Source organism: Streptomyces bambusae (assembly GCF_019400985.1).
In the GTDB taxonomy this organism is placed as follows: Bacteria; Actinomycetota; Actinomycetes; order Streptomycetales; family Streptomycetaceae; genus Streptomyces; species Streptomyces bambusae_A.
In genome coordinates this window covers 1-10,475 of record NZ_WTFF01000255.1, presented here as the reverse complement: position 1 = coordinate 10,475, position 10,475 = coordinate 1, and the positions used below count along the sequence as shown (strand labels likewise).

General features: G+C 74.9%; 7 protein-coding genes and 1 pseudogene. 3 read left to right on the top strand and 5 right to left on the bottom strand.

Features of this window, described 5'->3' with window-relative positions; translation table 11 throughout:
- The 3 genes and pseudogenes from GPJ59_RS27275 to GPJ59_RS27265 all read right to left on the bottom strand — a co-directional run.
- Window positions 1-204, bottom strand: a pseudogene (locus GPJ59_RS27275) (hypothetical protein); the annotation flags it as partial.
- 23 nt (window positions 205-227) lie between these two features.
- Window positions 228-3,029, bottom strand: a complete 2,802-nt coding sequence (locus GPJ59_RS27270) for a toll/interleukin-1 receptor domain-containing protein (RefSeq protein WP_219670357.1) — start codon at window positions 3,027-3,029, stop codon at window positions 228-230.
- Between the two features lie 121 nt (window positions 3,030-3,150).
- Window positions 3,151-3,450: a hypothetical protein gene (locus GPJ59_RS27265; RefSeq protein ID WP_258024993.1), complete on the bottom strand. Its 300-nt coding sequence runs from the start codon at window positions 3,448-3,450 to the stop codon at window positions 3,151-3,153.
- Window positions 3,451-3,682: 232 nt separating this feature from the next.
- Here GPJ59_RS27265 and GPJ59_RS27260 point away from each other — a divergent pair, with 232 nt between their 5' ends.
- Window positions 3,683-5,002, top strand: coding sequence for an AI-2E family transporter (locus tag GPJ59_RS27260; RefSeq protein WP_219670356.1), 1,320 nt, complete (start codon window positions 3,683-3,685; stop codon window positions 5,000-5,002).
- A 31-nt stretch (window positions 5,003-5,033) separates the two neighbouring features.
- On the opposite strand, the gene GPJ59_RS27255 is transcribed toward GPJ59_RS27260, so the two are convergent.
- Entirely contained in the window at window positions 5,034-6,266 is a 1,233-nt protein-coding gene (locus tag GPJ59_RS27255; protein ID WP_219670355.1) for an FAD-dependent oxidoreductase, read from the bottom strand.
- A gap of 278 nt (window positions 6,267-6,544) precedes the next feature.
- Here GPJ59_RS27255 and GPJ59_RS27250 point away from each other — a divergent pair, with 278 nt between their 5' ends.
- Window positions 6,545-7,402: a polysaccharide deacetylase family protein gene (locus tag GPJ59_RS27250; RefSeq protein WP_219670354.1), complete on the top strand. Its 858-nt coding sequence runs from the start codon at window positions 6,545-6,547 to the stop codon at window positions 7,400-7,402.
- Between the two features lie 307 nt (window positions 7,403-7,709).
- Here the strand turns inward: GPJ59_RS27250 and GPJ59_RS27245 are convergent, their stop codons facing one another.
- Window positions 7,710-9,140, bottom strand: coding sequence for an MFS transporter (locus tag GPJ59_RS27245; protein WP_308120511.1), 1,431 nt, complete (start codon window positions 9,138-9,140; stop codon window positions 7,710-7,712).
- A 162-nt stretch (window positions 9,141-9,302) separates the two neighbouring features.
- Between GPJ59_RS27245 and GPJ59_RS27240 the strand changes: the two genes are divergently transcribed.
- Complete coding sequence (locus GPJ59_RS27240; RefSeq protein WP_219670352.1) at window positions 9,303-10,352, top strand: ABC transporter substrate-binding protein; 1,050 nt, start codon at window positions 9,303-9,305, stop codon at window positions 10,350-10,352.
- Window positions 10,353-10,475 lie beyond the last annotated feature (123 nt).

The following is a 10,475-nucleotide window of genomic DNA, read 5'->3' as shown; positions in this document are numbered from 1 at the left end:
CGAGCCGACGGCGGCACGGGCGTCCGACCCGCCACCCGAGTCCGCACCCGAGCCGGCGCCCGGGCCGGCGGACGTCTGCCCGCCGCTCGGGACCGGGGGCGCGGGGCGGGGCGAACTGCACGCGCCGGTCAGCAGCAGAAGCGCGAGCAGTGCGGTGACCGGGGTGCAGCGTCGGGGGGAGCGTCGTAAGCCGGTTGCTGTCACGGTGTCCTCCGTTGTGCGTGCGCTCAGGCGCACGGGGGGTCGTAAGGGTGGTCGGGGAGGTACTGGTCCCACTGTTCGCGGGTGATGCGGGGGGACTCCGCGCACAGCCGCCGCAGGATGGCGGCCCGGTCCACGCTCCACAGCCGCGTGCCCCCGTCGCCGCCGACGGCGAGCAGCCGGCCGTCCGGGCTGAACGCGAGGCCGGCGGCGGGGTGGAGCCCTCCCCCGGTGAGCGAGGCGATCTCGACGAGGCGATCCGGATCCGCCACGTCCCACAGCCGGATGCGGCCGTCATTGCCGGCGCTGGCCGCGAGCGCGCCGTCGGGATGGACGGCGAGTCCCCTCACCGCGCCGGTGTGCCGGGCGGAGGAGCCCTTGCGTACGGGCCGCCCGGGCAGCGAGACGTCCCAGACGGTGACCGCCCCGGTGTCGTCGCCGACGAGCAGCGTACGGCCGCGCGGGCCGAAGGCCACGGCGGTGCCCTTCCCGCCCGCCGTGGCGAGGCTTCCCGCCACGGCGGGCGGGGTGTTCGGGGAGACCTGCCAGAGTCGTACGGTCCCTTCCTCGCTCAGACCCGCGAGCAGGGCGCCGTCGGGGCTGAAGGAGAGCGTGTGCTGATCGGGCCCGGCGCCGGTGAGCGGGCCGACCGGCACGGGACGGGAGCTGTCCCGGACGTTCCACAGCTGCGAGCCCCCGCGCTCGTTGGCGCTCGTGGCCACCAGGGGGTGCACGGGGTTGACGGCGACGCCCACCGCGCTCTGCCGGCGCGTCACCTGCTCGGTCAGTCGGCGCGGGGCCGCCGGGTCGGTCATGTCCCATGCGACCACGGGCAGGCCGGAGTAGACGGTGCGTCCGTCGGGTGCGAAGGCCGCGGCCTGGCCGCCGTTGTTGAACGTCTCCAGGGTGGCCGCCGGCCGCGACGGCGGCGCCCCGTCGTCCGTCCGCCACACGGTGGTGGGCTCGCCGCCGGCGGCCAGCAGGCGGCTGTCCCGGCTGAAGGAGGGCGGGAAGGCCCCCCTGGTCGGCAGGGTCGTGGCCGCGGAACTGCGGTCGGTCCCCGACACGGGCCACACGCGTACCGTGCTGTCGGCGGCGTCGACGGAGTACTTCCGTGCCGCTCCGTCGCCGCCGACGGAGGCCAGGGCGTACCCGTCCGGGCTGAAATCGAGGCCGCGCACCGCGTCCGTGTGCCCGGTCAGGCGGGCGCCGGCGCGCGGGCGCAGCGGGTCGGACACGTCCCACAGGCCGATCTCGCCGTCCCTGCCGCCCGTCGCCAGGGTCGTTCCGTCACGGGACAGCGCCAGGGTGTCGATGCCGGCGCGGCCCTGGGTGTAGAGCTCCGCCCGCGCTGCCGGACGGGCGGGATCCGTGACGTCCCACAGCCGCACCCGGTTGTCGGCGCCGCCGACGGCGAGGATCCGGCCGTTCGCGCTGAACGCGGCACGGTGTTCGGGGTGTCTCGCCCCGCCGGAGGGATCGGGGATGACGGCGGCCGGGGCCGGCCGGCCGGACTCGGACAGCGTCCACAGGCGGATCTGCGCGCCCTCCGACGTGAGGAGCGGCGAGCCCGTGGGACCGGCCCCGACGACGGCGCCGGGCAGCGGCCCCAGGAGGCCGGGGCGGGCGGGGTCCTGGACGTCGAGGAGGGCGCCGCTCTTGTACGCGAGGACGAGCAGCCTCCCACCGGGGGTGAACAGCATCCGCTGCGGGTCGGGCACCCCCGTGGACAGCACCGCCAGGGTGCGGGGGCGGTCCGGGGCCGACACGTCGAGGAGCCGTACCTCGCCCTCGGCTCCGGCGATCGCCAGCAGCAGGCCGTCCGGACCGAAGGCGACGGTCGCCACGCTGCTGTCCGACTCGTCCAGCGTCGTGCGGACGGTGCCGGTGGCGTCGAAGAGCCGGACGCCGTCGTCGGCCACGGCGAGCAGTCCCCGGCTGCTGTACGCGGCCGTACGGACGGTGCCCCGCCCGTGGACGACCCGGGGCAGGGTACGGCTCTCGACGAGCGCCCCTGCCGCCTCGGCGGTCGGGGCGAGCCGGTAGGCCTGCACCAGCAGCTGGCGTGCGAGGTCGGGCTGGGCGTCGCGGATGGAGGAGGCCTCCGCCACCAGCTGCCGGGACTGGGCCACCAGGGTCCGGGCGCGGGCGGTGTTGCGCTGGGTGTAGGCGGTGACGCCGCCGGCCACTGCGGCGAGGAGCAGCACGGTGAGCACGGCGACCGTGGCCCGCACCACGCGCAGCGTCCGGCGGTGCTGGCGTACGTGGTCGCCGATCAGCTCGTCCTTGGACCTGCCCTTCAGGGGGGCGGCGAACTCGGCGATGCACTCGACCATCCGCGGGTCGGCCCCGTCGGCCTGCTCGGGGCGGCGCAGCCAGCGCAGGTCCACCCAGCGGGGCTCCTGGTCGAACGCCCGGGCCATCTCCTCCTGCGGCAGGGCGTCGGTCCGCGACCAGTCGAACGACGTCCGGGAGTCGTCCCAGACGAGCGTGCCGTCGGTCCAGGCGATGAGGACGGTGTCGGCGGACCGGTGGGTCAGCCACCAGCGGATCTCTTTGCGCACCCAGGGGGAGGCGGCGGCCGGCGGGCTCGCCATCAGTACCAGCCACCGTGATCCGGCCAGCCCCCGCTCGATCTCGTTCCACAGGTGGGGGCTGGCCGCCAGGTTGGTCTCGTCGCGGAACAGCCTGAGGCTTCTCGACCGGTACCAGGGACGGTCGAAGGCCTGTAATCGGCTCTGGAAGGCCTTCGCGAGCTCCTTGTCCCAGGTGTGGCTGTAGGAGATGAACGCGTCGTACTCGCCGCCCCCGGCGGGCTGTCGTTCCATGGCCGACACCCCCAGCAATTCCCACTGTACGTAAGGTGGTCGGACCACTCTACGCGGGCTCGCCGGGTGCGCCGCGTCCGCCGGAAGTCCATGTGGCCCATGGCCGCCGGCCCGCTGGGCGTCACCTCTGGCGGGGGTCCTCCGCGATCTGGGCGACCCAGCCGTAGGGGAGCTCGGCGCCGTCGACGGTGACGGCCTCGACGGCTCGCGAATCCGGGTCGATCTCGGCCTGCACGCCTTCGCCCACGTAGCACGGGTAGCCGGAGACTCCGACGGCGCCGGTGGCCTCCACCTGGGCGGTGCGCAGGACGGCTTCGCCGCCGTGGGAGTCCGAGGCCGGGTCTCCGGGCGGCCCCGGACGCAGCACGACGGTGTACCGCTCCGGGACGGGGGCATGACCGGGACGGGCGGAGGGAGTCATACCTCCAGGCTAGTCACCACCCCGGGCACCACCCGGAAGACACGACCGAGTGCCGCCCGGCCGGCGCGCCCTGAAGGCGCCCCGGGCTTCCCCGTCCCCCGAGGGGTACCGCAGAGCGGAAGTGGGCAGACGCCCGGCGGCAGGAACGCAGGAACGCAGGAACGCAGGAACGCAGGAACGCAGGAACGCAGGAACATCCCTCGGCGGATCGGCGTACGGATGGAGGTACGCGATGCCCGAAGGCCACGGGTGGCTCGACCGTGCGAGGAGCCGCGCGGCCGCGTTCCGTGAGCGTCTTGCGCAGGCCCGGGCGCGCCGCGCGGCCGAGTACGAGGAGGACGTCGCACCGAAACCGGTGGCGCCGGCCCGCCGGCCCCGCCCCCAGGCCCCGGCCCAGGCGGTGCCCTGGGGCATCCGGGTGGCGGCCGAGGTGGGCTGGCGGTTCCTGGTCCTCGCCGCCTCCGTGTGGGTCCTGATGCGGGTGATCAGCTCCGTCCGGCTCGTGGTCCTCGCATTCGTCGTCGCGCTGCTGGTCACCGCGCTGCTCCAGCCGACGGTCGCCCGGCTGCACCGCAGCGGGCTGTCCCGGGGGCTCGCCACCGTCGGCACCGCGGTCTGCGGGTTCGTCGTACTCGGCCTGGCCGGCTGGTTCGTCGTATGGCAGGTGCTCGACAACCTTCCCCACCTGTCCGGCCGGCTCCAGGAGGGCATCGCGGAGCTGAAGCAGTGGCTCCTCGACAGCCCGTTCCACGTGACCGAGCAACAGATCAACGACATCGCCGAGCAGCTGAGCGATGCCATCGGCACCAGCTCCAGCAAGATCACCTCGACCGGTCTCCAGGGGGTGACCGTCCTGCTGGAGGTGATCACCGGCCTGCTGCTGGTGATGTTCTCCACGCTCTTCCTGCTGTACGACGGCAGGCGGATCTGGCGGTGGACGCTCCTGCTGGTGCCGGCCGCGGCCCGGCCGGCCGTGGCCGACGCGGGCCCGCGGGCCTGGCGGACGCTCACCGCGTACGTGCGCGGCACGGTGGTCGTCGCCCTGATCGACGCCGTCTTCATCGGGGTGGGCATCTACTTCCTCGGCGTCCCGCTCGCCGTGCCCATCGCCGTGGTGATCTTCCTGGCCTCGTTCGTGCCCCTGGTCGGCGCCGTCGCCTCCGGCGTGCTCGCCGTCGTCGTCGCGCTGGTCACGCAGGGTGTGTTCACCGCGTTCATGACGCTGCTGGTGGTCCTGGCCGTCCAGCAGATCGAGGGCCACGTGCTGCAGCCGTTCATCCTCGGGCGCGCGGTCCGGGTCCACCCCCTGGCCGTGGTCCTGGCCGTGGCCACCGGCGGGCTGGTCGCCGGTATCGGCGGAGCGGTCGTCGCCGTCCCGCTGGTGGCCGTCGCCAACACGGTGATCGGCTCGCTCCGCGCCTACGCGGGCGACGACGCCCTGGAGGAGGACGTGGACAGGGCCCCTCCGCTCGTCGACGGGGAGCGGGAACCGGGACGGGAACGGGCAGAGCGACCGGGACGGCCCCCGCCACGGCCGGAGGACGGCGCGTAGCCACCGCCCGGGCCGGGACCGGTCCCTTCGGTCAGCGCAGCGATTCCTTCGGGGGCCGCTCGCGCAGGGCGCCGTACGCGAGGAAGTAGGCCGGGACCCGGTTCAGCCACCGGGACTCGGTGACGAGCTCGGCCATCCGCTTCGCCCGCCGCGGGTTGCCGAACGCGGCGCGGCCCGCCAGCAGCGGCTCGATGACCCGGGTGTGGGCGACTCGCTGGAGGCCCTGGGTCGCCACGGTGGTGAGCCGGCGCCGGCGCTGGACGCGGCGTACGTCGCGCAGGCCCACGGCGCCCTCGCGCAGCGGCCCGACGAGGTAGCGGGCCGCGGCCACCGCGTCCTGCACGGCGAGGTTGATGCCGATGCCGAAGACCGGGGACATCGCATGGGCGGCGTCGCCGATGCACAGCAGCCCGGGGCGGTGCCAGCGGCGCAGCCGGTCGAGGCGTACGTCGAGCAGTTTCACGTCGTCCCAGGAGGTGAGGGCCTTTGCGCGGTCGGCCAGCCAGGGGGCGGCGGCCGTGAACCGGTCCATGAAGCGCTCCAGGCCCTCGGCGCGGCGGTCGGCGTCGGTTCCCTTGGGGATGAGCACCGCGCACTGCCAGTAGTCGCCGCGGTCGATGAGCGCGGTGAAGAACCTCTCCCCCAGGCCTCCCACGAGCCCGCTGGGGTCCCCCTCGCGGCGCGGCAGCCGGAACCACCAGGCGTCCATCGGGCACGGGAAGTGTTCCAGGCCGAGTTCGGGCAGCGCCCGCGCGAGCGAGCCGCGGCCGTCGCAGGCCACGGTCAGGGTGGCCCTGAGCTCGCCCGTGCCGCCGTCCGCGGTGCGGTAGCGCACGCCCGTGACCCGTCCGCGCTCGATCAGGAAGGACGTCGCCTCCGTGTCCATGCGCAGGTGGAACGACGGCTCCTTGGCCGCTTCGTCCGCGAGGAGGTCGAGCAGGTCCCACTGGGGCACCATCGCGACGTAGTTGTACTTCCCGGGCAGCGCCCCGATGTTCCCGACCGTGACCAGGGAGCGGTCCGGCCCGATGGGCAGCTGCACCGAGGTCACCCGGCGCTGCGGCAGCCGGGCGAACCGTTCGGCGAGGCCGATGTCCTCCAGCAGCGCCAGGGTGGAGGGGTGCACGGTGTCGCCGCGGAAGTCGCGCAGGAAGTCGCCGTGCTTCTCCAGTACGGTCACCTCCACCCCGGCCCGGACCAGCAGCAGGGCCAGGACCATGCCGGCGGGCCCGCCTCCCACCACGCAGCAGGTCGTCCGCTCCACGGCAACCACTCCCTTCGCGGGCAGCTGATGAGCCCAGGGGACATATACCGCACCCGCGGCGGCGGGGCCGGGAACGGCGCCGGCTCCCCGGGGCCCCGCTGCGCCGCCCGGAGGCGGGGGCAGGCGGCCTGTGAGTCGGCCCACCCTCCCTTGACCAGGGGAGGACCGGCTTCCTAGCGTCGATGGCATGGCTCCCGAGCCCCTCCCCCTGCGATTTCCGGGGGACCGGCCCCGCAGGCTCCGGGGACCGAATGCGGAGGAAGAACGCGTCCATGGGCATGACCAGCAGTTCCGTACGTCGCCGACGGGCGGGTTCCGCCGCCGTGGCGGCCGTCCTCGGCCTCCTGGCGGCGGCCGGTGCACCGGCCTTCACCGCGCCGGCCCTCGCGGCGACGGACGGCTCCACGGACCGGTCCTCGGCCGCGGCCTCCTCCGGCTCCAGCGGCTCCTCCCGCTCCGCCGGCGCCTCCCGCTCCTCCGGCTCCTCCGGGTCGGCCCCGGGTGCCGCCGCGATCCCGCAGGGCATCTCCCGGCTGGCCCAGGGCTCGGGCTCGGGATCGGGCCGTGACATCGCCATCACGATCGACGACGGCCCGGACCCCCGCTGGACCCCGCAGGTCCTCCAGGTGCTGCGGCAGCACCACGTCAAGGCCACCTTCTGCATCGTCGGAACCCGTGCGCAGAAGTACCCGGAGCTGGTGCGCGCGGTCGCCGCCGACGGGCACCAGCTGTGCGACCACTCCGCCGATCACGACGTGACGATGGACCACAAGCCCGTCGCGTACCAGCAGCAGCAGATCCTGGACGGCAAGGCCATGATCGAGAAGGCCGTTCCCGGTGTCGCCGTCACGTACTACCGTGCGCCGGGCGGCGCCTTCACCCCCGCCAGCCGCGCGATCGCCGCCGCGAACGGGATGCGGCCCCTGGGCTGGAGCGTGGACCCCAAGGACTGGAGCCGGCCGGGCCTGCCCGCCATCGTCTCCGCCGTCGAGAACGAGCTGCCCGAACGGCCGACGGTCCTCTTCCACGACGGCGGCGGCGACCGCAGCGAGACCGTCGCGGCCCTCAAGCAGTACCTGCCCTGGCTCACCGCACGGGGCTACACCTTCACCTTCCCGGCCCGAACCACCCCCTGAGGACCCCGCCGGGCCGCCGCCGGGTCCGGCGCCGGGTCCGGCCGCCGCCCGCCCGGGATGTGCGCCTCGCGAATCCGGGTCACCATGGCGGAGGACCGGCGTGCCCGCGCTCGGGCACCCGGCGCGACGAGGGGACGGTGCGTCCCGGTCGGGAGGTGGCGGGTGCAGCTGGACGAGTCGGCCCGGGCCTGGGTCATGATCATCACCACCGTCACGGTCATCCTCGCGAACCTCGCGGCGATCATCCTGATGAACACCGTCGGGCGGTGACCGTGACCCGTCACCGTCCGTGGCATCGCCCCGGCGGTCAGCCCTTCGTCGCCCCGGCCCCAGCCCCGGCCGCGGTCCCGGTCCCGGTCCCGGCCGCCCGCGCGAAGTGGCGGGCGGTCGGCACCAGCGCCGCCGCGGCCGGTACGAGGAAGCAGGCGGCGGCACACGCGGCGAGTACGGCGGTCACCCCGAAGAGATCGATGGCGGGCGCGATCAGGGCCAGGCCGACCGGTGCCAGCCCGTAGGAGACGAGGAAGTCCAGCGAGGAGACCCGGGCCAGCTTGTCCGGGGCGACCTCGCGCTGGGTGGCCGTGAACCAGGGCACGTTGAACAGCTCGATCCCGATCCCGGCGACGGCGTACGCGGCGACGACCACGACCGGGTGCACGGGCAGCATCAGGCTCAGCGGGGCGACACCGTACGCGGCCAGCCCGGCGAAGGCCGCCCAGCCCTGGGAGCGCGGCCGCCAGCGGGCGATGACCAGGGCCCCGCCGAGCGCGCCCACGGTGTACGCGGTCATGGCCGCGGCCAGCACCCACTCGGTGCCGTAACGGTCCCGGCTGATCAGGGGCAGCGCGACGCTGGTGGCGGAGTAGCCGAGGGCGATGACCGCGGCGAGGGCGGCGAGCCCGGCGAGGAACCAGGGGTGGCGTCGCGCCTCGCGTATGCCGTCGAGGAACTCGGCACGGAAGCCGGGGCGCGCGGCGCGCGGGACGGCTCCCGCTCCGGACCGCGACCCCGACCGCGACTGCGTTTCCACGAACTCGCCTGCCTGCGCCGCCGGCTTCGGCTCCACGGACGACCCCGCCTGCGCGGCCGCCCCCGGCTCCGCAGCCGGCTCCCGCCCCGCGCCCGGCTCGGCCGCAGCCCCCCTGCCCGGGACGAGCGCGGCGACCAGCCAGAGCAGGCCGATGCCGAGCAGCATCGTCCAGATGTCGGCGAAGGCCGCGACCAGCGCGGTCAGGGCCGGGCCGGCGAGCGTCGAGCCGCGTACGGCCATGGTCATGGCGGCGTTGGCCTGTTGGCGCAGCTCGGGGGCGACGACCTCGGCGGTGAGCGCCTGGAACGCGGGCCGGCAGGCGCCCTGCCCCGCACCCGCGAGGGCGGCCGCGGCGGTCATGAGGACGAGTGAGCGGCCGAGTCCGGCGGCGAGCAGGGGCGCGGCGATCGCCGCCGCGAGGGCGGACCAGAGGACGACCGTGCGGCGCGCGTGCCGGTCGGCCAACACGCCGCCGACGGCGACGGCGAGGAGGAATCCGGCGGTGCGGGCGGCGAGGACCAGGCCGAGGCCGGCGGCGCCGAGGTCGCGATGGAGAACGGCGAGCCCGAGGACGAAGGGCAGGGCCCAGGTCGCGAGCCCGGAGGCGGTGGTACCCGCCCACAGGCGCAGGAATGCGGTGTCGCGGAGGACCGAACGCGGGGGCGGGGCAGCGGCCTTGGCCACTGCCGGCGTGGATGTGGTCGACACGGTGTGGTTGCTCCTCGGAGGCGGGGGTGGCGGCTCGGCGAACCGCCACCCGAGGTCGTTAATGGAAATGATTACCATTACAGTACCCTTCGAACGCGGCGCTCCTGCCCGGTGCACCACCACGCCCGATCCGCCCTTCACACCTCCCAGACCGGAGATCCCATGCGCCATCCCGCCCGACTCGGCATCGCCCTCACCGTCGTCCTCGCCACCGCGGGCTGTTCCGCGACCGCAGCCGGCGGCGCCGGCAACAACGGCTCCGCGGCGGACGGCAGGCCCCCGGCACGGGCCTCCGCCCGGGCGGTGTCCGTCACCAGCTGCGGCCGCCGGGTGTCCGTCCCCGCGCCGCCGCAGCGGGCCGTCGCCCTGGACCAGACCTCGACCGAGACCCTGCTCGAACTGGGCCTCCAGGACCGGATGGCAGGCACCGCCAACCTCAAGACGAAGATCCCCGCCCGGTACGAAGCCGCGTACGCCGGGATCCCGGTGATCGCCCCGAAGATCGCCACCCCCGAGCAACTGCGCGCCGCCACCCCCGACTTCGTCGTCGCCGGCTCCGCGGACCTCTACACCCACGACCGGGCCGGCACCCGCGAGGAGCTGGCCGCCCTCAAGGTCCCCACGTTCGTCAGCGCCGTGGACTGCCCGCAGCAGAACCCGCCCGGCCGGACCCCCTTCGAGCTGCTCTTCTCCGACTACGAGGACCTGGGCAGGCTGTTCGGCGCCGAGGAGCGGGCCGGCAGGCTCGCCGCGGACCAGCGCGCCGCGGTCGCCAGGGCGGCGCAGACCGCCACGAAGGTTCCCCAGGGCGCGGACCGGCCGACCGTCGTCTACCTCTACTCCGTCTTCAACGGCATGCCGTACGTGGCGGGCAGGAGCGGCCTGCCCAGCGAGATGAGCCGGATCGTCGGGGCCAGGAACGCCTTCGACGACGTGGCGGAGGACTGGCCGGAGGTCTCCTGGGAGGAAGTGGCCGAGCGGGACCCGGACTTCATCGTGATCGGCGACCTGTCCGAGCGCGGCCGGCCGGGCGACAGCGCGGCCGAGAAGCGGGCCGCACTGGCCGGGCACCCGGTGGTCTCCAAGCTGGCGGCGGTCCGCGACGACAAGATCCTGGAAGTGCCGGGCGTCGAGCTGGACCCGTCGGTGCGCTCCGTGCACGCCCTGGAGTTGCTGGCCGCCGGAATGAAGGACCTCGGGTATGTCCGCTGAGCCCTGGCCGATGACGAACGCCGCCCCGCAGGGCCCGGTGGACCTGCTGCTTCCGGCTGCCCGCCGACCGGCGGAGGAGGACTCCGCCCCCGCCGGCCGGCCCCGGCCGCCCGGGCCTGCGGG